Genomic DNA, 26343 nt, shown 5'->3' on the forward strand with positions numbered 1-26343 from the left:
GCAGGCTCGCTCCTACAGTAGGTCGGTGTGGTTTCCGGAACGCACACCATCCGTACCCCCGTCGAAACTTTCTCGCTTGCCCCACGGTCATCAAAAGACAGGGCAACCGGGGACCATTAGACGGGAGGCGACATGGCGGCGATTCACATCGGTATTTCAGGCTGGCGCTACACGCCTTGGCGGGGAGGTTTCTACCCGAAGGGGTTGACCCAGAAGCGCGAATTGCAATTCGCGTCACGGGCGGTCAACAGCATCGAAATCAATGGATCGTTTTACGCCCTGCAACGGCCTGAACGTTATGCCCAGTGGTACGCCGAAACCCCGGCGGACTTCGTTTTCAGCGTCAAAGCCCCACGCTTCATCACCCACATCAGACGTCTGCGGGACATTCATAAGCCGCTGGCGAATTTCTTTGCCTCCGGGATCCTGGAGCTCAAAGAGAAACTCGGCCCGATCCTCTGGCAGTTTCCGCCCAATTTCAAATTCGACGTCGAGCTGTTCGAAAGCTTCCTCGAGCAACTGCCCCACGACACCCAGCAGGCGGCCACCCTCGCCCGCCAGCATGATTCGCACCTGCACGGCCCCGCCAGCCTGAAGGCTTACAAGAAAAAGCCGCTGCGACATGCCGTTGAAATCAGAAACGAGACCTTTATTGATCCGTCGTTCGTGCGCCTGCTCAAACGCTACAACATTGCCTTGGTCATCGCCGACACCGCCGGCAAATGGCCGTATCGCGAAGACGTCACCAGTGATTTCGTTTACCTGCGCATGCATGGTGCCGAAGAACTCTATGCCAGCGGTTACACGCCTGAGGCGCTGGAGCGCTGGGGCGAGCGGATCGAAGCCTGGAACCACGGCCAGCAACCGGCGGATCCGCAACTGATCGCACCTCGGCAGAAGCCGAAAACGCGCAAGTCCCGCGAAGTGTTCTGCTATTTCGACAACGACATCAAAGTGCGCGCGCCCTTCGATGCGCGGCGCTTGCTTGAGCACTTCCATCTCGACAAAGACCTCGCCACCCGTCCCGGTGAACCGGTTGCCGAAGGAGTGCTGTCATGAGTATTTCCGAGCCGGTCGGCATCACCGATGAACAGCAAACCGTCATCACCTCCGTGCGCAGTTTCACCGTGCTGACGGTCAATACCCACAAGGGTTTCACCGCCCTCAACCGGCGCTTCATCCTTCCGGAATTGCGCGACGCGGTGCGCAGCGTATCCGCCGACGTGGTGTTTTTGCAGGAAGTCCACGGCACCCACGAACATCATCCGCAGCGCTACACCAATTGGCCGGCAATGCCGCAGTACGAATTCCTCGCCGACACCCTGTGGCCGCAATTTGCCTACGGCCGCAATGCCGTGTACCCGGCGGGTGATCACGGGAATGCGCTGCTGTCGAAATTCCAGATCATTCGCCATGACAACCTCGACGTCTCGATCAGCGGCCATGAGAACCGCGGCATCCTGCATTGCGTGCTGCGCCTGCCTGGCGACGGCCGGGAAGTGCATGCGATTTGCGTGCATCTGGGGCTGCGTGAAACCCACCGGACGGAACAACTCAAGTTGCTGGCGCGACGCCTTGAAGACCTTCCGGCCGATGCGCCGGTGATCGTCGCCGGCGACTTCAACGATTGGCGCCAGCGTGCCGATGCGTTGCTCAAACCCTGCGGTCTGCGGGAGGTGTTCGCCGAGCACCACGGCAAACCGGCGCGCAGTTTTCCGGCGCGGTTACCGGCGTTACGCCTGGACCGCATCTACGTGCGCAACCTCAAGGCCAGCCGTCCGAAAGTGCTGGCGGCGCGCCCCTGGTCACACCTTTCCGACCACGCACCGCTGTCGGTGGAGATCGAACTATGAGCAGCGCACCGATGGAAAAAACCGTTGATCACATACCCACCACCCCGCCGGTGCGTGAACCCGGCGTGGTCGACGTTGAATACGGCTGGCAGGGCAACAACCTGGTGGAAATGCTGGAAAACGGCGAAGCCTATTTCCCGCGGGTATTCGAGGCCATGCGCCAGGCCAAGACTGAAATCCTCCTGGAAACCTTCATTGTGTTCGAGGACAAGGTTGGCAATGAGCTGCAGCAAGTACTGATCGAAGCCGCTCAACGCGGCGTACGGGTCACCGCCAGCCTCGACGGGTTTGGCTGTGGCGAGTTGACTACCGGGTATCTTGCGGCGCTCAGCCAGGCCGGCGTGCGCCTGCAAATATTCGATCCGGCGCCCAAGCACCTGGGCATCCGCACCAACTGGTTCCGCCGCCTGCACCGCAAGATCGTGGTGGTGGACGGCACGATTGCGTTCATCGGCGGGATCAACTTTTCCGCCGACCATCTGGCCGACTTCGGTCCCGAGGCCAAGCAGGATTACTCGGTTGAAGTGCAAGGCCCGGCGGTGGCCGACATCCATCACTTCGCGCTGCTGCAAAGTGGCCGCCCGGCTCGCGCCAAATATTGGTGGCAGCGCCGCCGGCAGCGGCGTTCGGAGCTGGCGCTCAGCGACCACGACGGCCAGGTTAGGCTGGTGTACCGCGACAACGGTGATCACCGGACGGATATTGAAGAGGTTTACCAGCAGGTGCTGCTCAGTGCCCAGCGTCGCGTCGTGATCGCCAATGCCTATTTCTTTCCGGGCTACCGCTTGCTGCGCGAAATCCGCAACGCTGCTCGCCGTGGTGTGGACGTGCGTCTGATCCTGCAGGGGCAACCGGACATGCTGGTGGCCAAACTGGCCGCGCGCATGACCTACGACTATTTGCTCAAGTCGGGTGTGCAGATCTACGAGTATTGCGAACGCCCTTTGCACGGCAAAGTCGCGCTGGTGGATGAGGACTGGAGCACCGTCGGTTCGAGCAATCTCGACCCGTTGAGCCTGTCCATGAACCTGGAAGCCAATGTGTTGATCCGCGACCGAGCCTTCAACCACGATCTGTTCGAACGGCTTGAGGTGCTGAGCAATAACCACTGCAAAGCCATGTCAGCGGACAAGTCACCGCGCGGACGGATCTGGCACATGACTGTTGGCTTTGTGGTGTTTCACTTTCTGCGTCACTTCCCGGCATGGGCCGGTTGGCTGCCGGCGCATAAACCGCGCCTGAAACCCTTCACTCATTCCGCCGGGAGCGACCACCATGAGCCGCGTTGAGGCGCACTCGGCGCCTCACGCCGACAGCCCGAGCAAATCCCGTTGGAGCCGCTGGAAAAAGCCGCTGACGATGCTGTTTTTCCTGGCGCTGATCGTGCTGTTCACCCTGCTCGCCCAGCGCATCGAATGGAACGAAGTCTTCGACACCCTGGCCGATTTCAAGGTGCGTACGCTGATCATCGCGTCGGGCCTGACGCTGGTGAGTTTTCTGGTTTACGCCTGTTTCGACCTGATCGGTCGCACCTACATTCGCCAGGACCTGACCTGGAAGCAGATCTTGCCGGTGGGGATCATCAGCTACGCGTTCAACCTGAATCTGAGTGCCTGGGTCGGCGGCATAGCCATGCGTTATCGCCTCTATTCACGACTCGGGGTGAGCAAAAGCAACATCGCGAAAATCCTCGGGCTGAGCCTGGCGACGAACTGGTTCGGCTACATGGTGATTGCGGGCGCGGTGTTCAGCAGCGGCCTGGTCAGAATGCCCCCGGGCTGGAAGTTGAGCAGCGGTGCATTGCAAGGTGTGGGCGTGTTGCTGTTGCTGGTGAGCGCGGGATATCTGGCGGCGTGCCAATTCTCCAAGCGTCGGGAGTGGTCGATACGCGGGGTGGAAATCAACCTGCCTACCTTGCGCATGGCGGTGCTGCAACTGGCCCTCGGGGCACTTAACTGGTCGCTGATGGCGGCGGTGATTTTCACGCTGCTGCCAAACAAGCTGGATTATCCGTTGGTGTTGGGCGTGTTGCTGATCAGTGCGATTGCCGGGGTGATTACCCATATTCCTGCCGGGCTTGGGGTCTTGGAGGCGGTGTTCGTGGCGTTGTTGCAGCATGAGGCTTCGCGGGGGAGTCTGGTGGCGGGGTTGCTGGCGTATCGGGCGATTTATTTTATTTTGCCGTTGTTGATTACGTTGGTGATGTATTTGATCGTTGAGGCCAAAGCGAAGTCGCTGCGGATTTCCAAGAAACACAAGGAGGCAGGTTGATTTTGAGGACGCCTTCGCGGGCAAGCCTCGCTCCTACAGGTTGGGCGTCGACCACGATATTGCGCCCCCCATAAATCCGTAGGAGCGAGCGATGCGGCGACCCGACTTGCCCGATAAGGCGTCCGTAAGACCACGACTCATTTCGACTGGATAATGCTCAACCGCTCACCCACGACCATCTCGGTAATCCAGTCCACCAGAATCGAGGTGTATGCCTGTTGCGAAACCGGCTCGCTCAATGCGTGATCGGCGCCGTCAATGACCCGGTGCGTCAGCGAATGCGTCTGCTGGCATGCAGCGCGGTAGCTCATGATCGTCGAGTGAGGCACATAGTCGTCGGTCTCGGACTCGACCAGCAGCACATCCCCGGTGAATTGCGAGCAGGCATGCAGCGCGCGATTGCTGTCGGCGCGCACCAGCGTGTTGCGGTAATCGCGCAAATCAGCCTTGTCCAGTTCACGTTTGGGCGTGTGCCATTCATCGTCGCGATACAGCGCCGGCACCCGTAGCGCCAGCCAACGCACCGGGCGCAACGAGGTCAGGATCGAGGCCAGGTAACCGCCGTAACTGGTGCCCACCACCGCAATGGCGGAAGTATCGAGCGCCGGATGGGCGAGCAAGCGGTCGTACGCCGCCAGCAGGTCACGCAGGTTGTCTTCACGCGTAACGCGAGTGAGCGGGATGCCGGTGCCACCGGTGTGCCCGCGCAAGTCGAACGTCAGGCACACGCAGCCCAAACCGGCGATGCCTTTGGCCCGTTCCAGGTCCCGCTCCTGGCTGCCACCCCAACCGTGCACAAACAACACGCCGGGGACTTTCGATTTGGGGCTCAGAAAAGTGCCGCTCATCTGTTCATCGTCGATGTCGATCTGAATGGTTTCGCTTCTAGCCGTCATAGGATTTGACCGTTACGTACTTGAGAAGAAAGACACTGTTTTCCGCCGGCCCGCGGTACACCTCGATGGCGTCCGCCGGCAGCGGTTGATCGATGTAGGTTTCTACCGAGGACACGCGAATCGCGCGCATCTGCGGGTCGTTGACGAAACTCTGCAACGCGGCCACTTCGGCACTGCTGGCCCCGCCCATGCGCCAGGACTGTTCAAGCACGCCGCTGCGCTGTTTGCCGTGGCTGTCCAGGCCTTGGGCAATGTCGTAGTTGCGGCGCGAGGCGTAGAAACCGGGATAGGCCTCGTCCGCCGCACTGTCGAACACTTGCGCCTGCCGGATCGCCAGTCGCACATCGTCAGGAAGGTCCAGTTCCAGTTCCAGCAGGTCTTCGTAATCACCCTGCACCACCAGCAGATTGGAACCTCCATAAACCTGCTCGCCCTGACCGTCTTCGGTCAAGTATTGATCACCGCAATAACTCAGCACCTTGCCGCCGATAAAGCTCTGGCCGACGCTGTGGGTGATCACTTTGTCGAGATCCTGCTCAAGCACCACGCCTTCGCTGAACAGTGCCTTGGCATCGGGGCGCGCCAGTACGGCATCGAATTGGTCGAGGCTTTTGATCACTTCCTGCCCACGTCCGGCGCAGGCATGAATCGGTTTGATGCGAATAGGGCCTGCGTAGAGCAAATGCTCCGCCGCCGGCCGTGCATCGTCGAACGAGAACACGCTGAGACCATCGAGCACGACGTTGCATACCCGTTCGGAAAACAGCGCAGACCAGCCTTCCGGGGCATGCGCATTTTTGCTACGCAACCCGTGGCTGATGGCTTTGGTGCAGATGAAGTCGTGATCGACGTAACCGCCCCACAAATCGTCAGGCCCCTTGACGCCTAAAGCGCGGGCGGCAGCGACACCGACCAGGGTTTGAGTCGGCAACAGATAAAGGTCCCGGCCGTTGTGAAGTTCGGGGGCGTAACTGCCGCCGAACTTGAGCCCGAGGATTTGCGCCAGCCAACGGGCCAGCGCGCGATTGGTTTCGACTTCGTGCAGGGGCGCCTCGGAGCGGACAGAATGGGCGACCACCAGCTTCTTGCGATTTGTTGGGGTCATGCGTCCCCCTTCAATCTGCGTTTGATGAATGTAGTTGAAGGGGTGCAGAGATCAAGCCATTGAGGGCTGGATAGAAACGACTTTCGAATCAGGCAGTTGCTGAGAGGGTAATGGCACGAAGCCTGTTTTATTCTGCACGATGCCCCGCCCAGCTCCTGCATTTTGCACGATCCAAGCCTTGCACAGAGCCAATGTGGGAGCGGGCTTGCTCGCGAAAGCGGTGAGTCAGTCTGCATCAATGTCGACTGACACACCGCTTTCGCGAGCAAGCCCGCTCCCACATTTAACAGTGCGGTGATATGGACTACCGCGTTAGGGCTGCTGTCGGCGTCACCCCAAATCGGGTGCGGTAATCACTCGGCGCCAGCCCGGTGATTTTCTTGAACGTCGCCCGAAACGCCCCGGGGTCTTGATAGCCCACGGTCCACGCGATGTGATCGATGGTGCCGTTGGTGAACTCGAGCATTTCCCGAGCCTTGCCGACCCGCAGGTGCTGGCAGTACTCGGTGGGTTTCAACCCGGTCGTCGCGCGGAATCGGCGCAGGAACGTGCGCTCTTCCAGCCCCGCCCGCTCGGCCATTGCCGTCAACGACACATCAGTAGCCCCGGTGCTTTGCAGCCAATGCTGAACCTTGAGAATCGACGCATCGCCATGGCTGAGAATCGGTGAAAAATTGCTGCCGCATTCACTCGCGCTGTCGCTGTGCTCCACCACCAGGAAACGCGCGGTGCCGGTGGCGATACTCGGGCCGAGTAGACGGTCTACCAGGCGCAAGCCCAGCTCGGACCAGGCCATCAGCCCGGCGGTGGTGATCAGGTCGCCGTCGTCGACGATGGGCGTATCCGCCTTGAGCTTGATGGCCGGGTAACGCTCGGCGAAGGTTTTGGCCGAGGTCCAGTGCGTGGTGGCGCTGCGGCCATCGAGCAAGCCACTTTCCGCCAGCAGAATCGAGCCAACGCAGACGCCACCGAGGGTCGCGCCCTGCGCATGTTGCTGACGCATCCAGTGGATCAGCGCCTGCGGTGCCTGGCCTTCGGAAAACCCGGCAATCGACGGCGGAATCAACACCGCCACCAATGGGCGGTCGGGCCCCGGATGACTGTCGTAAACCCGCTCGGGCGCCTGATCGCCATCAACTTGCCAATGGCTGACCCGCAGCAACGGCAACTGCGCAGACTGATGCTCGGCGGCAATTCGGTTGGCCACGCCGAACAGGTCGGTCAACCCATGCACCGCCGCCATCTGCGCGCCGGGATAAATCAGCACGCCGAGTTCAGCGATTGCCCTTTCTGCGTCCATTGTCAGTTTTCCCCTTTCTATTGTCGGTGCGGCCAATCCCCGGTCGGCCTTCCAGAGCCAATACTTCATTCCACACCCAACGCACACACTTCGAGGAAACAGCCATGGCCAAGCAAGCACTCATCGTAGTCGATATCCAAAACGACTACTTCCCCCACGGCAAGTGGCCGCTGGTCGGCGCCGACGCTGCAGCCGACAACGCCGTCCGTCTGCTCAAAGCCTTTCGCGATGCCGGTGATTCGGTGGTGCACATCCGTCACGAATTCACCTCCGAAGAAGCTCCATTTTTCACCCCGGGTTCGGAAGGCGCGAAGTTGCACCCCAAAGTCCTGAATCGCGCCGATGAGCCGGTGGTGCTCAAGCACTTCGTCAACTCGTTCCGTGAAACCGAACTCAAGTCGATCCTCGACGAGCAAGGCGTCAAGGAACTGGTGGTCGTCGGCAGCATGAGCCACATGTGCGTCGATGGCATCACCCGCGCCGCTGCCGATTTCGGCTACACCGTCACCGTGATCCACGACGCCTGTGCCTCACGCGACCTGGAATTCAACGGCGTCACGGTGCCCGCCGCACACGTTCACGCTGCCTTTATGTCGGCCCTGGGTTTCGCCTATGCGAGCGTGATCTCCACTGATGAATTCCTGGCAGCCAGCCACTAACGTCATAACGTATTGATCAAATTCCGAAAAAGGCCCGCCGCGTTGACGCGCTGCGGGCCTTTTTCGTGGGTCGGGAAAAGTAATACAAAAAATCTCACGCGTGAGCTATTGAGAGTGGCAAAAATAGCCTGTAGTGTTTCCCACGCGTGAGTTTTTCACAACGAGGTCAGCCCCATGAAAAGCAGCTCTCCATCGAGCCCTCCAACCGGGCCCGATACCGATTCAGCAAACCGCAAGGGAGAGCGCGCGAAACCGTCCGCGAAAAAGCCATCGAGCTTTTACATGAAGCAGATGCGCGCGGGCCTGGGTGCCGCCGGTTATGTGAAACACGAGACTTGGGTGCTTCCCGAAAACCGAAGCCTGCTCAAGCAGATGGAGAAACAGCTTCGCCAACCGATTCTGGCTGGCTCATTCATGTCGGAGAATTACATGAGCGCAGGTACTAACTGGAACATCGATCGACTCTTCACCGCCCTTCAGGCACTGGACGAAGTGGTTTCGAACGACATCACGCTTTCTCTCGTTCAAGGCTCCGAGTCCAGCATCAAGCTGGAAATGAACGATTTCGGTGGCTTGCCGATTTACATCGCGGTGGTGGGTGAACAGATCATCGTCGATACCGTTCTGGTCGACGTCGAGTCCATCAACGACGTACCGGCATTCAATGACGCCGTGCTGCGCAGCCGGGAAATGTTCCCGCTGTCCTCGATCGGTATCGAGTCCATGCCGAACGGGCAGATTGTTTACAACATGTTCGGCGCCCTGAGCTCCGACTCCAGCCTGACGAACATCGTGACCGAGGCCAAAACCCTCGTCGACAACGTCCAGCGCGCCAGCGAAGCCTTCGAACGTTTCTTCAATTAATTATTCGGGAATAGGGAATATCCAATGACTCAGTCCATCTGGAGCAAATTGTTCACCGCGCTGCGCGGCGGTGCCAATGAAGTCGGCGAATCGATCGTCGACCAACAGGCCCTGCGTATCCTCGACCAGGAAATTCGCGATGCTGACAGCGCCCTGGCCAACGCCAAGCGTGAGCTGGTCACCATCATGGCCAAGCACAAACTGTCGGCCGACCGCGTCAGCGAGTACAACGCCAAGATCAAGGACCTGGAATCCAAGGCCCTGGCTGCGATCCAGGCCAACCGTGAAGACCTGGCCCTGGAAGTGGCCGAAGCCATATCGACCCTGACCAACGAACTGGACGTCGAGCAAAAGCAGGCCAACGAATTCGGCGGTTACGCTGAAAACATGCGCAAGGACATCACCAAGGCCGAAAACCGCATCAAAAGCCTGCGCCAGCAAGTGGACATGGCCAAGGCCCGCGAAAGCGTTCAGAAAGCCCAGGTCAGCGCTTCGATTGCCAGTGGCGGCGCCAACGGCAAGCTGGAAACCGCCGTCGGCACGCTGAACCGCTTGCAGGCCAAGCAGCAGCAACGCGCGGCTGAACTGGAAGCGCAGGACCAACTGGCCGATGCGTCGACCGGCACTGACCTGGAACGCAAACTGCGCGAAGCCGGCATCACGCCGAACGAAGGCAGCGCCAATGCGATTCTGGAACGCCTGAAGAAAAAATCGGCTGAGTAATCGACTCAGCCGCCGGACGCGTAACCTGTGGGAGCGGGCTTGCTCGCGAAGAGGGAGTATCAGTCGACATCGATGTTGCCTGACACACCGCCTTCGCGAGCAAGCCCGCTCCCACATGGAATGTGCTCAACTGACGGACATTCAACTGTCGAGGTCAAGGATGGATGCCCTGAAGGGTTTCAAGACAATCGCAGGCCTGGCCCTCTTCATGGTCGCGCTGCAACTGCTCAACGTTGCGACCGGCTACAGCCTTATGGCATTCGGCCTGATCCCGAGAACCGTGCACGGTCTGCTCGGCATCATCACCTCGCCTTTTCTGCACGCTTCCTTTGCGCACCTGAGCGCGAACCTGGTGGCCTTTTTGATACTGGGCACCCTGGTCATTATCGAAGGGCTCAACCGCTTCCTTGCCGTCAGCGCGATCATTATTCTGCTGGGCGGCGCGCTGGTCTGGCTGTTCGGCTTTGCAGGCGTACACATCGGCGCCAGCGGCTGGGTATTCGGGCTCTGGGCGTACCTCTTGTCCCGTGCCTGGTTTCAAAGGAGCTGGGGCAACCTGATAACGGCCGGCGTCGTGGCCCTGCTCTATGGCGGCCTGATATTTGGCTTTCTTCCTCGTCAGGGCGTTTCCTTCGAAGGTCATCTGTTTGGTGCGCTCGCCGGATTTATTGCAGCCAAGGTACTTTTCTCCGCGTCGCGCAGCAGGTTTAATGCCGCCCGGTAACCGCACTTAAGCGTTCAGAAGTCGGGGCGATTACTTCGTCGGAACGAGTACCCACGGAGTCAGGGACGAAATGTCGATTTTCCTTTTATTGCGCATGTACGCCTCGTCCCTCTTCCACCGCTTCGGCTGGGCAGGCCTGGTCATTGCCTTGGGCGTACACCTGATCACGGCTTATCTGGGCCTGGTGTTTCTGGGCGAACAACACCTCACCGCCCCCGCCACGTTTACTTACTTCTATCTCACCACCACACTCACCGTCGGCTATGGCGATCTCGCGCCGCAGACACCGGCGGGGCGAATTTTCGTGGCCACCTGGGTCATGCTCGGGGGCATTGCGCTGCTGACGGCAGCCATCGGCAAAACCACCAGCAGTGTCATCGATGCATGGAGAAAAGGCATGAAGGGCAAAGGCGATTTCACCGGCAAGGTCGGCCATACGGTTCTCATCGGCTGGGAAGGCGCGTCCAGCGAGCGGGTCATTGAATTGTTGCTTCAGGACGAAACCTCGAACGACAACCTGATCGTCATTTGCGATTGCACCCTTGAAGAAAACCCGATGCCGGGCAAAGCGACCTTTATCAAAGGTGAAAGCCTGTCCTCCGTGGCGTTGTTGCTGCGCGCCGGCGTTCCTGGTGCCGAACGCGTCCTGGTGCGAACCCATTCAGACGACCTGACCCTGGCCACCGTGCTGGCGGTCAATCAACTGAAACCTGTCGGGCATGTGGTCGCCCATTTCAATGACAGTGAAGTCGCTGCGCTCGCCAGCGCCTACGCGCCCAGCCTGGAATGCACCTCAAGCATGGCCATCGAGATGCTGGTGCGCGCCTCTCAGGATCCGGGCTCGTCAGTGGTCATCAATGAACTGCTGTGCGTGGGCCAAGGCGCCACTCAATACCTGATGAAACTGCCCGAGGCCTTCGAAGCCACGTTCGGCGATCTGTACACTCGGATGAAAGAACACCACAACGCCACGCTCATCGGCTATCGCGCCAAAGGTGCCCAACAACCGTCGATCAACCCGCCCAGCGCTACGCGCGTTGAGGGCGGCGAACTCTTCTACATCGCCTCCACTCGCCTCAAGGAAATCTCCAATGGGATGGTTTAAACAGTTGATGGGGCTTGAGGCCCCGAACGCGACGACAGAGTCGAAATGGACCGCCAACGAAACTCCGCCACCGGCCACTGGCCCATTGGGCCTGGGATTGGGCAAGGGCGTGATGTTCGACACCTCCCTGAGATTGTTGCTCGACGGCAACACCACGGTAACCATCCCGGGGTCCCAGCAGATCTGGAGCAACGGCACCGTCGATCTCGGGCAATCGACCTGGCTGTCGCGCTATTACATGAACGACGAAGATTACTGGTTGCAGGTGCACACCACCGGCGACATCGCCGGGCAGGTCGAGTCGGTGATCCTGTTCAACTACCTCAGTTACATCACCATCAGCAGTGAAGCGGAGCTGCGTCGGCTGGCCGGCCCGCAAAGCCTGATCGGGCTGCCGACCTACACCCATAACGGCGTCGAATACACCCGCGAATGGGGCACCGAAAATGGCCAGACAGAATTGGTGGCACTGAGCGAACAGCTGAAAAATCCGGAGGAGTCCTACAACATCGAGCACCGTTCGATGCTGTACGCCCGTGAAACCGGCCTGACCGATCGCCGGGAGTTCCTGCTGTTTTCCGTCGAAGAAGACGCCGAAGGCACCATCAGCTTGAGCACGTCGCTGGGCATCTCGCTCTACACAACCGACCTGAATACGTTCTGAAAAAAGGAAGCAGTCCATGCTAGAAGCACTCTCCATCTCTCTGAACAAAGCCGCCGTGTTCGGGTTTGTCGCGTACATCCTCGGCGCCGCGGTGCTGTTCGCGCTGTTCCAGTTCATCTACACCCGTATCACACCGCACAAGGAATTCGAACTGATCCGCTCGGGCAACGTCGCCGCCGCAATCGCTCTGGGCGGCGCCCTCATCGGTTTCGCGATTCCGGCCAGCAATGTGATTGCCTACTCGATCAGCCTGCTCGACTTCGTCGTCTGGTCGCTGATCGCGGCAGTCGTGCAACTGCTGGCGTTCCTGGTGACCAGCCTGGTGTTGAAAGGCACTTCTGAACGGATCAAGAAAGGCGAAATCGCGGCGGGTGTCTATGTCGCGGCCGTGGCCATCAGCGTTGGCATGTTGAACGCCGCCTGCATGACCCCTACCCCGAACTGATTGCGCACGGAGCTCCCGATGAAACGAAGCAAGTACGTTCAACTGTCGCTGGCAGCCTCGGTCGCCATGGCGATATCAGGCTGCGGGCCGACAGAAAAAACTTACCCGGTGCAGAAGAAATACAACTTCCAGTCCGTTCAGCAATGCTCCGATGAAAAACTCCCGGTGGACGTCTGCTCGGACGCCTACATGACCGCCATGGCCGAGCATCGCCGCATTGCGCCGGTGTACGACAGCCAGGCCGATTGCGATGCCGACTTTGTCGCCGACTGGTGCCAGCAGGATTCCGCCGGCAGGTTCATCCCCAAGCTCGGTGGTTTCGAATTGACCGCCGATGGCCAGGTGACGCAATCCCAAGTGGACGCGGCCAAGGCGCAATTGCCGGCCTCGGAAGCGGCGAACAGTGGTGGCTCGGGCTTCTCCACCAGCAGCCTTTTGACCGGCCTGCTGATCGGCAACATGCTGAGCAGCAACCGCAACAGCTACTACTCCGAGCCGGTGTACCGCTATCGCGATGATCGCGGCAGCTATTCGAACTCGACACTCAGCCAGCGGATTTCCAAGGGCTCGACGTTTAACAAGTCCAATCAGGCGAGGTACGGCAGCAGCAACTACGCCGACTCGGTCCGTTCTTCTACCAGCAAGCCGGTTTCCGTTGCCTCGTCCACCTCCCGTGGCGGCTTTGGCAGCAAGGCCAGCGCACGCAGCGGCTGGGGCGGCGGCGGATCGAGCAGTTAAGGGGACCGGGGCATGAAGAAAATCCAATGCGCAGAGCGTCCTGACTGGAAACAGACGGCCGAGGGTCTCGGCTTTCTGTTCCATACCATCGACAACGAACCCTACTGGGACGAGAGCGCGTATTACCAATTCACGCTCAAGCAAATCGAGAACGATCTCGAAGATCCGACCACCGAGATCCATGAGATGTGCATGGACCTGGTGGCCCGTGTGGTTCAGAGCGAGGAGCTGCTGGAGCGCCTGAGCATCCCCGCGCCATTCTTCGACATGGTTCGCACCTCATGGCTCGAAGGTCACCCGCACCTGTACGGGCGCATGGACTTCTCCTACAACGGCACCGGCCCCGCCAAGTTGCTGGAACTCAACTACGACACGCCGACCAGCCTGTATGAGGCCGCGGCATTTCAGTGGGGCTGGCTGGAGCAATGCATCGAACTCGGCTTGCTGCCCAAGCATGCCGACCAGTTCAACAGCATCGACACCAAACTGCATCAGGCCTTCGCTCAATTGCAGCTCAAGCAGCCCTTCTACTTCGCCTCGATGAAAGACTCTGTCGAAGACAAAGGCACCACTGATTACCTGCGGCTGGTGGCGGAAAAGGTCGGCATCGAATCACGCCACATCGATATCGAAGACATCGGCCTGACCAGTGACGGGCGTTTCGTGGACCTAGAGGATCGCTGGATTCCTCACCTGTTCAAGCTGCACGCCTGGGAATTCATCTTCCACGAGCCCTTTGGTGCAGCGATTGCCCAGAGTGATACGCAGTTTTTCGAGCCAGCCTGGAAATCCATCATCTCCAACAAAGGCATCCTGCCGCTGTTGTGGGAGTTCAACAAAGGTCATCCAAACCTGCTCGCGGCCCACCTGGATACCGATCCGAACAAAGCGGTGCCCAAGGGCTGGGTGCGCAAGCCATTCTTCTCGCGGGAAGGCGCCAACATCGAGCTGCAAACCGCCGAAGGTCTGATCGTGAAAGAGGACGGCCCCTATACCGATGCGCCGTTTATCCTTCAGGAATTCGCGCCACTGCCGAAGTTTGGCGACAGCTATACGCTGATCGGTTCCTGGGTGATCGGCGATCAGGCGGCCGGTATCGGCGTGCGTGAGGACAACAGCTTGATCACCAAGGATTCGAGTCGGTTCTTGCCGCATCTGATACTCGACTGATCCTCCGTCACCCCACTAAAAAAGCCCGGTGCCGTGCATCGGGCATTGGGGCGAAACAGGTGTAAACCTGATCGAGAACCAGACAACCACAAGACTTACCGCTGAAAAGCCGGATAATGGCGGCCAAATCGTCTAGCCGTTATTCTGGTAATCCCCCATGGAAATCAAGGTCAACTTTCTCGACAACCTTCGACTTGAAGCCAAGTTCGATGACTTCACGGTGGTGGCCGATCAACCTATCCGCTACAAGGGCGATGGCTCGGCACCGGGCCCGTTCGACTACTTCCTGGCTTCGTCGGCGTTGTGCGCGGCGTATTTTGTGAAGTTGTACTGCAGCACGCGCAACATCCCCACGGATAACATCCGTCTGTCGCAGAACAATATTGTTGACCCGGAAAACCGCTACAACCAGATTTTCAAGATCCAGGTCGAGTTGCCGGCGGACATCTCCGACAAGGACCGCCAGGGCATCCTGCGTTCCATCGACCGTTGCACCGTGAAAAAAGTGGTGCAAGCCGGGCCTGAGTTTGTGATCGAAGAAGTGGAAAACCTCGACGCCGACGCCCAGGCATTGCTGATGCCGGCTTCCAGTTCAGAGGCAAGCACTTATATTGCGGGCAAGGATCTACCGCTGGAGCAAACCATCGCCAATATGTCGGCCATTCTGGCGGACCTGGGCATGAAGATTGAAATCGCCTCGTGGCGCAACATCGTGCCCAATGTCTGGTCGCTGCATATCCGCGATGCGCACTCGCCGATGTGCTTTACCAACGGCAAGGGCGCCACCAAGGAAGGCGCGTTGGCGTCGGCGTTGGGCGAGTTTATCGAGCGACTCAACTGCAACTTCTTCTACAACGACCAGTTCTGGGGCGAAGACATCGCCAACGCGGCGTTTGTGCACTACCCGGACGAACGCTGGTTCAAGCCTGGCCGCAAAGATGCACTGCCGACCGAAATTCTCGACGAATACTGCCTGAAGATTTACAACCGCGACGGCGAGCTGCGCGGCTCCCATCTGATCGATACCAACTCGGGCAATGAAGAGCGCGGCATCTGCTCGTTGCCGTACGTGCGCCAGTCGGACGGCGAGGTGGTGTATTTCCCGTCCAACCTGATTGAAAACCTGTTCCTGAGCAACGGCATGAGTGCCGGTAACACGCTGGCCGAAGCCCAGGTGCAGTGCCTGTCGGAAATCTTCGAGCGCGCGGTAAAACGCGAAATCATCGAAGGTGAATTTGCCCTGCCGGATGTGCCGGCCAACGTGCTGGCGAAGTACCCGGGGATACTGGCCGGTATTCAGGCGCTGGAAGAGCAAGGGTTCCCCGTGCTGGTGAAAGATGCCTCCCTGGGCGGTGAATTCCCGGTGATGTGCGTCACGTTGATGAACCCGCGTACGGGTGGTGTGTTCGCCTCGTTCGGCGCGCACCCGAGCCTGGAAGTGGCGCTGGAACGCAGCCTCACCGAATTGCTCCAGGGCCGCAGCTTCGAAGGCCTCAACGACTTGCCTCAGCCGACGTTCGAAGGTCATGCGGTGACCGAGCCGAATAACTTCGTCGAGCACTTTATCGACTCCAGCGGCGTGGTGTCGTGGCGCTTCTTCAGCTCCAAGTCGGATTACGAATTCGTGGAGTGGGACTTCTCGGGCCAGGGTGAAAACTCGAATACCGACGAAGCCGCGACCTTGTTCGGCATTCTCGAAGGCATGGGCAAGCAAGTGTACATGGCGGTCTACGAGCATATCGGCGCGACGGCGTGCCGCATCCTGGTGCCGGACTATTCGGAAATCTATCCCGCGGACGATCTGATCTGGGACAACACCAACAAAGCGCTGTTCTTCCGCGCCGATATCCTGAACCTGCATCGCCTGGACGAAGAAGAACTGCAAGCACTGGTTGAGCGTCTGGTGGAAAGCGAGCTGGACGACTACACCGACATTACGTCCTTGATCGGCATCGAATTTGACGACAATACCGCCTGGGGTCAGCTGACAATCCTGGAGTTGAAGCTGCTGATTTATCTCGCCTTGCAGCAATATGAAGAGGCGAAAGAGGCAGTGGAAATGTTCCTGCAGTACAACGACAACACGGTTGAGCGCGGCTTGTTCTACCAGGCCGTCAATGTGGTGCTGGAGATGAAGCTGGACGAAGACCTGGAACTGGAAGACTACAAGGCCAATTTCCGCCGGATGTTTGGCAACGAGCGGACGGATGCAGCGATTGGATCGGTGGACGGCAGCGTGCGCTTCTTTGGCTTGACGCCTACGAGCATGAAACTGGAGGGGCTCGATAGGCACCTGCGGCTGATCGATAGCTACAAAAAACTGCATACGGCGCGGGCCAACGTGACCGCTTTATCCCGTTAAACAGCGCCAACAAAAAAGCGAAGCCATATGGCTTCGCTTTTTTTGTTTACGGTTCTGAAAAAGCTGCGGATCAGAACGGGATATCGTCATCGAAGCTGTCGAAATCCGGAGCCGGTTGCGGAGCCTGCTGTGGTGCTGGACGCGACTGTTGCGGAGCCGATTGCTGGGGTGCCGACTGCTGTGGACGCGGAGCCTGCTGACGTGGGGCCGGAGCGGACTGCTGATAGTTGTTGCCCCCGCCTTGTTGGTCGCCCTGCTGTGGACGGCCGCCGAGCAGTTGCATGGTGCCTTGCATGTCGACCACGATTTCGGTGGTGTAACGCTTGATACCGTCTTTTTCCCACTCGCGGGTCTGCAGCTTGCCTTCGATGTAGACCTGCGAACCTTTACGCAGGTATTCGCCGGCGATCTCGGCAACCTTGCCGAACATCGAAACACGGTGCCATTCGGTCTTCTCGACCTTCTGACCGGTTTGCTTGTCGGTCCACTGTTCGCTGGTCGCCAGACTCAGGTTGGTCACGGCGTTACCGTTAGGCAAGTAGCGAACTTCGGGATCCTGGCCGCAAGTGCCGACCAATATGACTTTGTTAACCCCACGGGCCATAACGTTCTCCTAGGCTACGCACGCTGCCCCGGCCGGGTTGTTCACCAGGCGCTCAAGGGTGGTGCGATCCAATAGTTCGGTGTCCAATTTTATGTAAATCGCCGCTTCATCTTCGACGATCACTGCATCTGTTACCCCTACGACGGCCTTCAGGCGCTCGACCAGACCCGCTTCGCGGATCGCCTCGGGCGACAACGGCAAGCGCAGGCTCGTCACGTAAGGTGGTTCGCGCATGGTAACAGCAAAGGCCAGCCAGAGGGCAGCCAGGCCGGCGCATCCGAGGAATACAACCGACAAACCGCCGTGCTGGAACATCCAGCCGCCGAGGATCCCGCCCAGCGCCGAACCGAGGAACTGGCTGGTGGAATAAACCCCCATCGCCGTGCCCTTGCCGCCGGCCGGTGAAACCTTGCTGATCAGCGATGGCAACGAAGCTTCCAGCAAGTTGAACGCGGTAAAGAACACCACTGTTCCGATCACCAGAGCCCGCAGGCTATCGCCGAACTGCCAGAAGAATAGCTCAGTGAGCATCAGCGTCAGCACCGCGCCCAATAAAACTCGTTTCATTTTGCGTTTCTTCTCGCCGTAGATAATGAACGGGATCATGGCGAAGAAGGAAATCAGCAGCGCGGTCAGGTACACCCACCAGTGCTGCTCTTTAGGCAGCCCAGCTTTTTCGACCAGGGCCAGGGGCAATGCAACGAAGCTCGACATCAACATCGCGTGCAACACAAAAATGCCCAGGTCCAGGCGCAACAGGTCCGGATGCTTGAGCGTCGGGATCAGCGCCGAACGCGCGACGCCGGATTCACGGTGCTGCAACGGGCCGTTGGCTCGCGGCACCATGAACATCACGATCACGATGCCGAAGAGCGCCATGCCGCCCGTGGCGAGGAACAGCCCGGACAGACCGAAAGCACGGGTCAACAACGGTCCCACAACCATAGCGACGGCGAACGACAGACCTATCGTCATGCCGATCATGGCCATGGCTTTGGTCCGATGCTGCTCGCGGGTCAGGTCCGACAGCAACGCCATGACCGCTGCTGAAATCGCCCCGGCGCCTTGCAGGATGCGTCCAGCGATGACGCCCCAGATCGAATCGGCATTGGCTGCCAGCACGCTACCGAGGGCGAAGATGATCAGCCCCAGGTAAATCACCGGACGACGGCCGATGCGGTCGGAGATGAAGCCGAATGGAATCTGAAAGATCGCCTGGGTCAGGCCGTAAGCGCCGATCGCCAGCCCGATGAGGGCCGGGGTCGCTCCTGCCAGATCCATCCCATAGGTCGCCAGAACCGGCAACACCATGAACATGCCAAGCATACGGAAGGCGAACACAAGGGCCAGACCGCTTGCTGCGCGGGTCTCACTGCCACTCATGCGTTCGCTGTGGGGATCGTGCATGGAAAAACCTCATGTGAACCGGCGGCGATTCTACCAGTCCCATCGATTGACGGGGTATATCGCGACGCTTTGACGCGCTCCGCTGACAGACTCTTCATGTAAGACATCATCCCGCTCGTTTGATAGTGTGCATCCATCCAGTATTTGGCCGTATACTCCTACGTTTTCGACGCCCGCCAAGCGAGGCCACTTTGGACAAGATCCTGATTCGTGGGGCCCGAACCCACAACCTGAAGAACATCGACCTGACCCTGCCACGGGACAAACTGATCGTCATCACCGGCCTGTCCGGATCCGGCAAATCGTCCCTGGCGTTCGACACGCTGTATGCCGAGGGCCAGCGCCGCTACGTCGAATCACTGTCGGCTTATGCCCGGCAGTTTTTGTCGATGATGGAAAAACCTGACGTCGACACCATCGAAGGTTTGTCACCCGCCATTTCCATCGAACAGAAGTCGACCTCGCACAACCCGCGCTCGACGGTCGGCACCATCACCGAAATCTACGACTACCTGCGTCTGCTTTATGCACGCGTGGGTATTCCTCGCTGCCCGGATCACGACATTCCGCTGGAAGCGCAAACCGTCAGCCAGATGGTTGATCTGGTCCTCGCGCAACCGGAGGGCAGCAAGCTTATGCTGCTGGCACCGGTAATCCGCGAGCGCAAAGGCGAACACCTTTCGGTCTTCGAAGAGTTGCGCGCCCAAGGCTTTGTACGGGCCCGGGTCAACGGCAGGATCTGCGAACTGGATGAGCTGCCGAAGCTGGATAAGCAAAAGAAGCATTCGATTGATGTAATAGTCGACCGCTTCAAGGTCCGTGCCGATCTGCAGCAGCGCCTGGCCGAGTCGTTCGAGACCGCGCTGAAACTGGCCGACGGCATTGCCCTGGTTGCGCCGATGGACGACGAACCGGGCGAAGAAATCATCTTCTCCGCGCGCTTCGCCTGCCCGATTTGCGGCCACGCCATCAGCGAACTGGAACCCAAGCTGTTCTCCTTCAACAACCCGGCCGGTGCCTGCCCGACCTGCGATGGTCTGGGCGTGAAGCAGTTCTTCGACATCAAGCGCTTGGTGAACGGCGAGCTGACGTTGGCCGAGGGCGCGATTCGCGGGTGGGACAGGCGCAACGTCTATTACTTCCAGATGCTTGGCTCGCTGGCTTCGCACTACAAGTTCAGCCTCGAAGTGCCGTTCAACGACCTGCCGGCCGAACAACAGAAATACATCCTGCACGGTAGCGGCTCGCAGAACGTCGACTTCAAATACCTGAACGACCGTGGCGATATCGTCAAACGCTCGCACCCGTTCGAAGGCATCGTACCGAACCTGGAACGCCGCTACCGCGAAACCGAGTCGGCTTCGGTGCGTGAAGAGCTGGCCAAGTTCCTTAGCACCCAGCCTTGCCCGGATTGCCGTGGCACGCGCTTGCGTCGTGAGGCGCGGCACGTTTGGGTGGGTGAGAAGACGCTGCCGGCGGTAACCAATCTGCCGATTGGCGATGCTTGTGAGTATTTCGGTGTGCTGAAGCTCACTGGGCGCCGCGGCGAAATTGCCGACAAGATTCTCAAGGAAATTCGCGAGCGCCTGCAGTTCCTGGTCAACGTGGGGCTCGACTATCTTTCGCTGGATCGCAGTGCCGACACATTGTCCGGTGGTGAAGCTCAGCGGATTCGCTTGGCCAGTCAGATTGGCGCCGGCCTGGTGGGGGTTCTGTACATCCTCGATGAACCGTCGATTGGTCTGCATCAACGTGATAACGATCGGTTGCTCGGCACCCTCAAGCACCTGCGCGACATCGGCAACACGGTAATTGTGGTCGAGCACGACGAAGATGCGATTCGCCTGGCAGATTATGTGGTGGATATCGGACCGGGCGCGGGTGTCCACGGTGGGCATATTGTTGCCGAAGGTACGCCGGCCGAGGTCATGGCTCACCCTGATTCGTTGACAGGCAAGTACTTGTCGGGCCGGGTGAAGATTGCCGTTCCAGCCAAGCGCACACCGCGTAACAAGAAGTTGTCGCTGTCCCTCAAGGGTGCTCGCGGCAACAACTTGCGCAATGTCGACCTGGACATTCCGATTGGTCTGTTGACGTGTGTGACCGGTGTATCAGGCTCGGGCAAGTCGACGCTGATCAACAACACGCTGTTTCCTTTGAGCGCTACGGCACTCAACGGTGCCACGACGCTTGAGGCGGCCGCTCACGACAGCATCAAGGGCCTTGAGCATCTGGATAAGGTCGTCGACATCGACCAGAGCCCGATCGGCCGTACGCCGCGCTCCAACCCGGCGACCTACACCGGGCTGTTCACGCCGATTCGTGAATTGTTCGCCGGTGTACCGGAGTCCCGCTCACGCGGTTATGGCCCGGGACGCTTCTCCTTCAACGTGAAGGGTGGACGCTGCGAAGCGTGCCAGGGCGATGGCCTGATCAAGGTGGAAATGCACTTCCTGCCGGACATCTATGTCCCGTGCGACGTCTGCAAGAGCAAGCGTTACAACCGCGAGACTCTGGAGATCAAGTACAAGGGCAAGAACATCCACGAAACCCTCGAGATGACCATCGAGGAAGCGCGGGTGTTCTTCGATGCGGTTCCGGCCCTGGCGCGCAAGCTTCAGACGTTGATGGATGTGGGGCTGTCCTACATCAAGCTGGGGCAATCGGCGACCACGCTGTCCGGCGGTGAAGCGCAGCGGGTCAAGCTGTCCCGCGAACTGTCCAAGCGCGATACCGGCAAGACGCTGTACATCCTCGACGAGCCGACCACTGGCCTGCACTTCGCGGATATTCAGCAACTGCTCGACGTCCTGCATCGACTGCGCGATCACGGCAACACCGTGGTGGTGATCGAGCACAACCTGGATGTGATCAAGACGGCTGACTGGCTGGTGGACCTGGGGCCGGAAGGCGGTTCCAAGGGCGGGCAGATTATTGCTGTCGGTACGCCAGAAGAAGTGTCCGAGATGAAGCAGTCTCACACCGGCTTCTACCTCAAGCCGCTACTGGCTCGCGACAGGGACTGATTCGACCCCATGAAAAAGCCCCTGTCACTTTATCGGTGACAGGGGCTTTTTTGTATCTGGAGCAATCAGGCGTGGGATTGCAGGTAGTTCTCAAGACCGATCAACTTGATCAGACCCATCTGCTTTTCAAGCCAGTAGGTGTGGTCTTCTTCGGTGTCATGCAATTGAACCCGCAGCATCTCGCGGCTGACATAGTCCTTGTGCTGCTCGCAGAGCTGGATACCCTTGCAGAGTGCGGCGCGGACTTTGTATTCCAGGCGCAGGTCAGCGGCGAGCATGTCAGGCACCGTGGTGCCGACATCGAGATCGTCCGGACGCATGCGCGGCGTGCCTTCCAGCATCAGGATACGACGCATCAGCGCATCGGCGTGCCCTGCTTCTTCTTCCATCTCGTGGTTGATTCGTTCGTAGAGCTTGGTGAATCCCCAGTCCTCATACATCCGCGAATGAACGAAATATTGATCACGCGCGGCCAATTCGCCGGTCAGCAACGTGTTGAGGTAATCGATTACGTCTGGGTGGCCTTGCATCGCCCTACATCTCCCTGCTTGAAAGTCTGTAGTTTGAACCAAGGCGACTGTTTGGTCACTTCGTTTGCGGGATAAAAGCGAAGATATTCTGAGAAAAGTGGTTTAAATAACGCAAAAACCGCCCAAATGAGGGCGGTTCTGCTTCTCGTTTAGACTTCGTTAAGCTGTACGTTGAGTGCCTTTGCGATTGCTTCTCCGTACGCTGGGTCAGCCTTGAAGAAATGCTGCAATTGACGATCGACCACATCACTGGAAACACCGCCCATCGCCCCGGCAATGTTGTTGACCAACAGTGCTTTCTGCTCGTCGCTCATCAGTCGAAACAGCGCCCCGGCGTGGCTGTAGTAGTCGGTGTCTTCGCGATGATCGTAACGATCAGCGGCGCCGCTCAATGCCAAAGGTGGCTCAGCAAAGCGAGGCGCTTGTTTTGGCGACTCGACGTAACTGTTCGGCTCATAGTTAGGTGCCGCACCGCCATTGCTGCCGAACGCCATCGAACCATCGCGCTGATAGCTATTGACCGGACTGCGCGGTGCGTTCACTGGCAGTTGTTGATGGTTGGTGCCAATGCGGTAGCGGTGAGCGTCCGCGTAAGCGAACACGCGGCCCTGGAGCATGCGATCCGGCGAGAGGCCAACACCCGGGACCATGTTGCTCGGACCGAACGCCGCTTGCTCGACTTCAGCGAAGTAGTTCTGCGGATTGCGGTTGAGCTCCAGTTCACCCACCTCGATCAGCGGAAACTCTTTCTGCGACCAGGTTTTGGTCACGTCGAACGGGTTTTCGTAATGTGCGGCGGCTTGGGCCTCGGTCATGATCTGGATGCACACACGCCATTTCGGGAAGTCACCGCGGTCAATCGCCCCGAACAGGTCACGCTGCGCGTAATCCGGATCGGTACCGGCCAATCGCGCGGCATCTGCAGGCGCCAGGTTCTTGATCCCTTGTTTGGTCTTGTAGTGCCACTTCACCCAGTGCCGCTCGCCATTGGCGTTTATCAGGCTGTAGGTATGGCTGCCGAAGCCGTGCATATGACGATAGCCGTCAGGAATGCCGCGATCAGAGAACAGAATAGTGACTTGGTGCAGGGACTCAGGCGAGTGCGACCAGAAGTCCCACATCATCTGCGCGCTTTTCAGATTGCTTTGCGGCAGACGCTTTTGGGTGTGGATAAAGTCCGGGAATTTCAGCGGATCACGAATGAAAAACACTGGCGTGTTGTTACCGACGATGTCCCAGTTACCTTCTTCGGTGTAGAACTTCAGGGCAAAACCACGTGGATCGCGCTCGGTGTCGGCCGAACCGCGCTCGCCGCCGACAGTGGAAAACCGCAGGAACGTCGGGGTTTGCTTGCCGACCGATTCAAACAGTTTGGCACTGGTGTATTCGGTGATGTCGCGAGTAACGGTAAACGTGCCGTAAGCACCCGAGCCTTTGGCATGTACACGACGCTCAGGGATGTTCTCACGGTTGAAGTGGGCAAGCTTCTCGATCAGTTGGAAGTCGTCGAGCAGCAGCGGGCCACGAGGGCCGGCGGAACGGGAATTCTGGTTGTCGGCGACAGGAGCGCCACTGGCGGTGGTAAGCGTTTTATTTTGGCTCATGCGATCTCTTCCTCTGTCAGTCTTTAACTGCCGGCTAATCGGCTGAGAGGGAGTATTGATCACGAACGTTACAGCTACAAATTCATTAACTTGCGGTTATCGATAGAAAATTACTAATTACGTTTCTGATTATGCATCGAAGGGATACTTTCGAGCGCGCACAAAAAACCGGGCACTAGGCCCGGTTTTTCGTTTCAGACTGACGTCTTACTCAGCGGATACAGCTTCACCACCGGCAGGACGATCAACCAACTCGACGTACGCCATTGGCGCGTTGTCGCCAGTGCGGAAACCGCACTTGAGGATGCGCAGGTAGCCACCCTCACGGGTAGCGTAACGCTTGCCCAGGTCGTTGAAGAGCTTACCAACGATAGCTTTCGAACGAGTACGGTCGAAAACCAGACGGCGGTTTGCAAGGCTGTCTGTCTTGGCCAAAGTGATCAGCGGCTCAGCAACGCGACGCAGTTCTTTAGCTTTCGGCAGTGTAGTTTTGATCAGCTCGTGCTCGAACAGCGACACTGCCATGTTTTGAAACATGGCCTTGCGGTGCGAGCTAGTGCGGCTCAGGTGACGACCACTTTTACGATGACGCATGGTTCATTCCTTACCAAACACAACGTTCGGTGATTACGACGATCAGGCAGTCGCCTTGTCGTCCTTCTTAAGACTTGCAGGCGGCCAGTTGTCGAGGCGCATGCCGAGGGACAGACCGCGGGAGGCCAGAACGTCCTTGATTTCAGTCAAGGATTTCTTGCCAAGGTTCGGAGTCTTCAACAGCTCTACTTCGGTACGCTGAATCAGGTCACCGATGTAGTAGATGTTTTCCGCCTTAAGGCAGTTAGCCGAACGTACAGTCAGTTCCAGATCGTCAACCGGGCGAAGCAGGATCGGATCGATCTCGTCTTCCTGCTCGATAACCACTGGCTCACTGTCACCTTTGAGGTCGACGAACGCAGCCAACTGCTGTTGCAGAATGGTTGCAGCGCGGCGGATAGCCTCTTCAGGATCCAGAGTACCGTTGGTTTCCAGATCAATAACCAGCTTGTCCAGGTTAGTACGCTGCTCGACACGGGCGTTTTCCACCACGTATGCGATACGGCGAACCGGGCTGAACGAAGAGTCAAGCTGCAAGCGACCGATGCTGCGGCTTTCGTCTTCATCGCTCTGACGCGAGTCTGCCGGTTCATAACCACGACCACGAGCTACGGTGAGCTTCATGTTCAGGGCGCCGTTAGACGCCAGGTTAGCGATTACGTGATCGGGGTTAACGATCTCGACATCATGATCCAGCTGAATATCGGCAGCGGTAACCACCCCCGAACCCTTCTTCGACAAGGTCAGCGTAACTTCGTCACGACCGTGCAGCTTGATAGCCAGACCTTTAAGGTTCAACAGGATTTCAATTACGTCTTCCTGTACGCCTTCGATGGCGCTGTACTCATGGAGCACACCGTCAATCTCGGCCTCGACTACTGCACAGCCGGGCATTGAGGACAACAGGATGCGTCGCAGCGCGTTGCCCAGGGTGTGGCCGAAACCACGCTCGAGAGGCTCGAGAGTGATCTTGGCGCGGGTTGGACTGACAACCTGCACATCAATATGGCGGGGTGTCAGGAACTCATTTACCGAAATCTGCATGGATGCACCTATTTTCTAGCCCTTACTTGGAGTAGAGCTCGACAATCAGGCTTTCGTTGATGTCGGCGGACAGATCACTGCGAGCAGGAACGTTCTTGAAAACGCCCGACTTCTTCTCAGTGTCTACTTCTACCCATTCTACGCGGCCACGTTGGGCACACAGATCGAGAGCTTGGACAATGCGAAGTTGGTTCTTTGCTTTCTCGCGAATCGCGACCACGTCACCAGCACGAACCTGGTAGGACGGTACGTTTACGGTCTGGCCGTTAACGCTGACGGATTTGTGCGATACCAGCTGACGGGATTCGGCACGAGTAGAGCCGAAACCCATACGGTATACAACGTTGTCCAGACGGCATTCGAGCAGTTGCAGCAGGTTTTCACCGGTTGCACCTTTCTTGCCAGCAGCTTCTTTGTAGTAGCCGCTGAATTGACGCTCGAGAACGCCGTAGATACGACGGACCTTCTGCTTTTCACGCAGTTGGGTGCCGTAATCGGACTGGCGACCGCGGCGTTGGCCGTGGATACCAGGTGCTGCTTCGATGTTGCACTTCGATTCGATCGCGCGCACGCCGCTCTTCAGAAAGAGATCGGTGCCTTCACGACGAGCGAGTTTGCATTTTGGACCAATGTAACGAGCCATTCTTTACAATCT

At 58.6% G+C, this 26343-nt stretch carries 25 protein-coding genes; 15 read left to right on the plus strand and 10 right to left on the minus strand.

The genetic code is table 11. From position 1 onward, the window contains the following. Nucleotides 1–132: 132 nt before the first annotated feature. Genes EYC95_RS20715 through EYC95_RS20730 form a run of 4 tightly spaced genes read left to right on the plus strand, consistent with a single transcriptional unit; the run spans nucleotide 133 to nucleotide 4124 of the window. Nucleotides 133–1059 (plus strand): DUF72 domain-containing protein, encoded by a 927-nt coding sequence (locus EYC95_RS20715; RefSeq protein WP_131062020.1) that lies wholly within the window; start codon nucleotides 133–135, stop codon nucleotides 1057–1059. Further along, on the plus strand, nucleotides 1056–1853 hold the full coding sequence (locus tag EYC95_RS20720) for an endonuclease/exonuclease/phosphatase family protein (RefSeq protein ID WP_131062021.1): 798 nt from the start codon (nucleotides 1056–1058) through the stop codon (nucleotides 1851–1853). Before EYC95_RS20715 ends, EYC95_RS20720 begins: the two co-directional genes overlap by 4 nt. After that, nucleotides 1850–3142, plus strand: coding sequence for a cardiolipin synthase ClsB (clsB, locus tag EYC95_RS20725; protein ID WP_131062022.1), 1293 nt, complete (start codon nucleotides 1850–1852; stop codon nucleotides 3140–3142). The genes EYC95_RS20720 and clsB overlap by 4 nt, the downstream gene beginning before the upstream one ends. Beyond that, complete coding sequence (locus EYC95_RS20730; protein ID WP_131062023.1) at nucleotides 3129–4124, plus strand: lysylphosphatidylglycerol synthase domain-containing protein; 996 nt, start codon at nucleotides 3129–3131, stop codon at nucleotides 4122–4124. Before clsB ends, EYC95_RS20730 begins: the two co-directional genes overlap by 14 nt. A 137-nt stretch (nucleotides 4125–4261) precedes the next feature. Here the strand turns inward: EYC95_RS20730 and EYC95_RS20735 are convergent, their stop codons facing one another. From EYC95_RS20735 to EYC95_RS20745, 3 genes are all read right to left on the minus strand, one after another. Beyond that, nucleotides 4262–5020, minus strand: coding sequence for a S9 family peptidase (locus EYC95_RS20735; RefSeq protein ID WP_131062024.1), 759 nt, complete (start codon nucleotides 5018–5020; stop codon nucleotides 4262–4264). Then, nucleotides 5010–6125 carry a DUF3182 family protein gene (locus EYC95_RS20740; RefSeq protein ID WP_131062025.1) on the minus strand — a complete coding sequence of 372 codons (1116 nt, stop codon included), beginning with the start codon at nucleotides 6123–6125 and terminating at the stop codon, nucleotides 5010–5012. The genes EYC95_RS20735 and EYC95_RS20740 overlap by 11 nt, the downstream gene beginning before the upstream one ends. Before the next feature lie 304 nt (nucleotides 6126–6429). Next, nucleotides 6430–7425 (minus strand): GlxA family transcriptional regulator, encoded by a 996-nt coding sequence (locus EYC95_RS20745; RefSeq protein WP_131062026.1) that lies wholly within the window; start codon nucleotides 7423–7425, stop codon nucleotides 6430–6432. A gap of 104 nt (nucleotides 7426–7529) precedes the next feature. Between EYC95_RS20745 and EYC95_RS20750 the strand changes: the two genes are divergently transcribed. The 10 genes from EYC95_RS20750 to EYC95_RS20800 all read left to right on the plus strand — a co-directional run bounded on the left by EYC95_RS20750 (nucleotide 7530) and on the right by EYC95_RS20800 (nucleotide 16879). Beyond that, entirely contained in the window at nucleotides 7530–8084 is a 555-nt protein-coding gene (locus tag EYC95_RS20750) for a cysteine hydrolase family protein (RefSeq protein WP_131062027.1), read from the plus strand. Nucleotides 8085–8366: 282 nt separating this feature from the next. Then, nucleotides 8367–8948 carry a YjfI family protein gene (locus EYC95_RS20755; RefSeq protein ID WP_131062028.1) on the plus strand — a complete coding sequence of 194 codons (582 nt, stop codon included), beginning with the start codon at nucleotides 8367–8369 and terminating at the stop codon, nucleotides 8946–8948. 24 nt (nucleotides 8949–8972) lie between these two features. Continuing rightward, nucleotides 8973–9671: a PspA/IM30 family protein gene (locus tag EYC95_RS20760; protein ID WP_131062029.1), complete on the plus strand. Its 699-nt coding sequence runs from the start codon at nucleotides 8973–8975 to the stop codon at nucleotides 9669–9671. A 160-nt stretch (nucleotides 9672–9831) separates the two neighbouring features. Continuing rightward, a complete protein-coding gene (locus EYC95_RS20770) occupies nucleotides 9832–10395 on the plus strand; it encodes a rhomboid family intramembrane serine protease (protein ID WP_131062031.1) in 564 nt (187 codons plus the stop codon). A 70-nt stretch (nucleotides 10396–10465) separates the two neighbouring features. After that, nucleotides 10466–11500, plus strand: a complete 1035-nt coding sequence (locus EYC95_RS20775; RefSeq protein WP_131062032.1) for an ion channel — start codon at nucleotides 10466–10468, stop codon at nucleotides 11498–11500. Continuing rightward, nucleotides 11487–12164, plus strand: coding sequence for a DUF2491 family protein (locus EYC95_RS20780; RefSeq protein WP_131062033.1), 678 nt, complete (start codon nucleotides 11487–11489; stop codon nucleotides 12162–12164). Before EYC95_RS20775 ends, EYC95_RS20780 begins: the two co-directional genes overlap by 14 nt. Before the next feature lie 16 nt (nucleotides 12165–12180). Beyond that, nucleotides 12181–12609 carry a DUF350 domain-containing protein gene (locus EYC95_RS20785; RefSeq protein WP_131062034.1) on the plus strand — a complete coding sequence of 143 codons (429 nt, stop codon included), beginning with the start codon at nucleotides 12181–12183 and terminating at the stop codon, nucleotides 12607–12609. Between the two features lie 18 nt (nucleotides 12610–12627). Continuing rightward, nucleotides 12628–13347: a DUF1190 domain-containing protein gene (locus tag EYC95_RS20790; protein ID WP_131062035.1), complete on the plus strand. Its 720-nt coding sequence runs from the start codon at nucleotides 12628–12630 to the stop codon at nucleotides 13345–13347. A gap of 12 nt (nucleotides 13348–13359) precedes the next feature. After that, complete coding sequence (locus EYC95_RS20795; protein WP_131062036.1) at nucleotides 13360–14517, plus strand: glutathionylspermidine synthase family protein; 1158 nt, start codon at nucleotides 13360–13362, stop codon at nucleotides 14515–14517. 157 nt (nucleotides 14518–14674) lie between these two features. Then, nucleotides 14675–16879, plus strand: coding sequence for an OsmC domain/YcaO domain-containing protein (locus EYC95_RS20800; protein WP_131062037.1), 2205 nt, complete (start codon nucleotides 14675–14677; stop codon nucleotides 16877–16879). Nucleotides 16880–16949: 70 nt separating this feature from the next. On the opposite strand, the gene EYC95_RS20805 is transcribed toward EYC95_RS20800, so the two are convergent. Both EYC95_RS20805 and EYC95_RS20810 read right to left on the minus strand, forming a co-directional pair. Beyond that, nucleotides 16950–17483 (minus strand): single-stranded DNA-binding protein, encoded by a 534-nt coding sequence (locus EYC95_RS20805; RefSeq protein WP_131062038.1) that lies wholly within the window; start codon nucleotides 17481–17483, stop codon nucleotides 16950–16952. Between the two features lie 9 nt (nucleotides 17484–17492). Then, on the minus strand, nucleotides 17493–18890 hold the full coding sequence (locus EYC95_RS20810) for an MFS transporter (protein WP_131062039.1): 1398 nt from the start codon (nucleotides 18888–18890) through the stop codon (nucleotides 17493–17495). Nucleotides 18891–19081: 191 nt separating this feature from the next. Here EYC95_RS20810 and uvrA point away from each other — a divergent pair, with 191 nt between their 5' ends. Further along, the gene (uvrA, locus tag EYC95_RS20815) at nucleotides 19082–21916 is read left to right on the plus strand and encodes an excinuclease ABC subunit UvrA (RefSeq protein WP_131062040.1); all 2835 of its coding nucleotides are present in this window, start codon (nucleotides 19082–19084) and stop codon (nucleotides 21914–21916) included. A 65-nt stretch (nucleotides 21917–21981) separates the two neighbouring features. Here the strand turns inward: uvrA and bfr are convergent, their stop codons facing one another. The 5 genes from bfr to rpsD all read right to left on the minus strand — a co-directional run bounded on the left by bfr (nucleotide 21982) and on the right by rpsD (nucleotide 26331). Next, complete coding sequence (gene bfr / locus EYC95_RS20820; protein ID WP_131062041.1) at nucleotides 21982–22446, minus strand: bacterioferritin; 465 nt, start codon at nucleotides 22444–22446, stop codon at nucleotides 21982–21984. 149 nt (nucleotides 22447–22595) lie between these two features. Next, a complete protein-coding gene (locus EYC95_RS20825) occupies nucleotides 22596–24050 on the minus strand; it encodes a catalase (protein ID WP_131062042.1) in 1455 nt (484 codons plus the stop codon). A gap of 207 nt (nucleotides 24051–24257) precedes the next feature. Continuing rightward, entirely contained in the window at nucleotides 24258–24644 is a 387-nt protein-coding gene (rplQ, locus tag EYC95_RS20830; protein ID WP_131062043.1) for a 50S ribosomal protein L17, read from the minus strand. A 42-nt stretch (nucleotides 24645–24686) separates the two neighbouring features. Then, nucleotides 24687–25688 carry a DNA-directed RNA polymerase subunit alpha gene (gene rpoA, locus EYC95_RS20835; protein WP_003176403.1) on the minus strand — a complete coding sequence of 334 codons (1002 nt, stop codon included), beginning with the start codon at nucleotides 25686–25688 and terminating at the stop codon, nucleotides 24687–24689. Nucleotides 25689–25710: 22 nt separating this feature from the next. Beyond that, nucleotides 25711–26331: a 30S ribosomal protein S4 gene (gene rpsD, locus EYC95_RS20840; protein WP_003210056.1), complete on the minus strand. Its 621-nt coding sequence runs from the start codon at nucleotides 26329–26331 to the stop codon at nucleotides 25711–25713. Nucleotides 26332–26343 lie beyond the last annotated feature (12 nt).

Source organism: Pseudomonas sp. BGI-2 (assembly GCF_004310295.1).
In the GTDB taxonomy this organism is placed as follows: Bacteria; Pseudomonadota; Gammaproteobacteria; order Pseudomonadales; family Pseudomonadaceae; genus Aquipseudomonas.

Bases quoted from the DNA above. Each gene is read 5' to 3' on its own strand.
- EYC95_RS20715 (WP_131062020.1), top strand. From the start codon at position 133: ATGGCGGCGATTCACATCGGTATTTCAGGCTGGCGCTACACGCCTTGG.
- EYC95_RS20720 (WP_131062021.1), top strand. From the start codon at position 1,056: ATGAGTATTTCCGAGCCGGTCGGCATCACCGATGAACAGCAAACCGTC.
- clsB (WP_131062022.1), top strand. From the start codon at position 1,850: ATGAGCAGCGCACCGATGGAAAAAACCGTTGATCACATACCCACCACC.
- EYC95_RS20730 (WP_131062023.1), top strand. From the start codon at position 3,129: ATGAGCCGCGTTGAGGCGCACTCGGCGCCTCACGCCGACAGCCCGAGC.
- EYC95_RS20735 (WP_131062024.1), bottom strand. From the start codon at position 5,020: ATGACGGCTAGAAGCGAAACCATTCAGATCGACATCGACGATGAACAG.
- EYC95_RS20740 (WP_131062025.1), bottom strand. From the start codon at position 6,125: ATGACCCCAACAAATCGCAAGAAGCTGGTGGTCGCCCATTCTGTCCGC.
- EYC95_RS20745 (WP_131062026.1), bottom strand. From the start codon at position 7,425: ATGGACGCAGAAAGGGCAATCGCTGAACTCGGCGTGCTGATTTATCCC.
- EYC95_RS20750 (WP_131062027.1), top strand. From the start codon at position 7,530: ATGGCCAAGCAAGCACTCATCGTAGTCGATATCCAAAACGACTACTTC.
- EYC95_RS20755 (WP_131062028.1), top strand. From the start codon at position 8,367: ATGAAGCAGATGCGCGCGGGCCTGGGTGCCGCCGGTTATGTGAAACAC.
- EYC95_RS20760 (WP_131062029.1), top strand. From the start codon at position 8,973: ATGACTCAGTCCATCTGGAGCAAATTGTTCACCGCGCTGCGCGGCGGT.
- EYC95_RS20770 (WP_131062031.1), top strand. From the start codon at position 9,832: ATGGATGCCCTGAAGGGTTTCAAGACAATCGCAGGCCTGGCCCTCTTC.
- EYC95_RS20775 (WP_131062032.1), top strand. From the start codon at position 10,466: ATGTCGATTTTCCTTTTATTGCGCATGTACGCCTCGTCCCTCTTCCAC.
- EYC95_RS20780 (WP_131062033.1), top strand. From the start codon at position 11,487: ATGGGATGGTTTAAACAGTTGATGGGGCTTGAGGCCCCGAACGCGACG.
- EYC95_RS20785 (WP_131062034.1), top strand. From the start codon at position 12,181: ATGCTAGAAGCACTCTCCATCTCTCTGAACAAAGCCGCCGTGTTCGGG.
- EYC95_RS20790 (WP_131062035.1), top strand. From the start codon at position 12,628: ATGAAACGAAGCAAGTACGTTCAACTGTCGCTGGCAGCCTCGGTCGCC.
- EYC95_RS20795 (WP_131062036.1), top strand. From the start codon at position 13,360: ATGAAGAAAATCCAATGCGCAGAGCGTCCTGACTGGAAACAGACGGCC.
- EYC95_RS20800 (WP_131062037.1), top strand. From the start codon at position 14,675: ATGGAAATCAAGGTCAACTTTCTCGACAACCTTCGACTTGAAGCCAAG.
- EYC95_RS20805 (WP_131062038.1), bottom strand. From the start codon at position 17,483: ATGGCCCGTGGGGTTAACAAAGTCATATTGGTCGGCACTTGCGGCCAG.
- EYC95_RS20810 (WP_131062039.1), bottom strand. From the start codon at position 18,890: ATGCACGATCCCCACAGCGAACGCATGAGTGGCAGTGAGACCCGCGCA.
- bfr (WP_131062041.1), bottom strand. From the start codon at position 22,446: ATGCAAGGCCACCCAGACGTAATCGATTACCTCAACACGTTGCTGACC.
- EYC95_RS20825 (WP_131062042.1), bottom strand. From the start codon at position 24,050: ATGAGCCAAAATAAAACGCTTACCACCGCCAGTGGCGCTCCTGTCGCC.
- rplQ (WP_131062043.1), bottom strand. From the start codon at position 24,644: ATGCGTCATCGTAAAAGTGGTCGTCACCTGAGCCGCACTAGCTCGCAC.
- rpoA (WP_003176403.1), bottom strand. From the start codon at position 25,688: ATGCAGATTTCGGTAAATGAGTTCCTGACACCCCGCCATATTGATGTG.
- rpsD (WP_003210056.1), bottom strand. From the start codon at position 26,331: ATGGCTCGTTACATTGGTCCAAAATGCAAACTCGCTCGTCGTGAAGGC.